We start from the raw sequence: 409 nt of genomic DNA on the forward strand, positions 1-409 counted from the left end.
GTGCTTATTTTAGCCACTTTGTAGATAATATTAGCGATGAAAATTTTGATCGTAATAAAATCCTCATTACCGTACACCCAGAGCACCGAGATATATGGTATTGGCTAATTCCCTTTAGTGATGGCACCGCAAGTATTGGTGTTGTAGCAGAGTCTGAGCGTTTTAATGACGACGAAGCAGAGGTAATGTTAAATCGCTTTTTAGAGCAAGATCCACATTTAAAAGCACTGCTAGCTAAACGCGAATTAATTGGGCCAGCTCGCAGCATAACAGGCTACTCCTCTAATGTGAGTAAGCTGTATGGACAGCACTTTGCGCTATTAGGCAATGCGGGAGAGTTTTTAGATCCGGTGTTTTCATCAGGAGTAACCATTGCGCTTAAATCAGCAAGTTTAATTGCACCTTTGGT

At 41.3% G+C, this 409-nt stretch carries 1 protein-coding gene; it reads left to right on the top strand.

The window, feature by feature from the left end:
• A partial coding sequence (locus tag AAEY62_RS20490) for an NAD(P)/FAD-dependent oxidoreductase (protein ID WP_350636075.1) occupies positions 1 to 409 on the top strand: 409 nt, incomplete at both ends.

It is taken from the genome of Pseudoalteromonas sp. GW168-MNA-CIBAN-0100 (assembly GCF_040309225.1).
Lineage (GTDB): Bacteria > Pseudomonadota > Gammaproteobacteria > Enterobacterales > Alteromonadaceae > Pseudoalteromonas > Pseudoalteromonas arctica.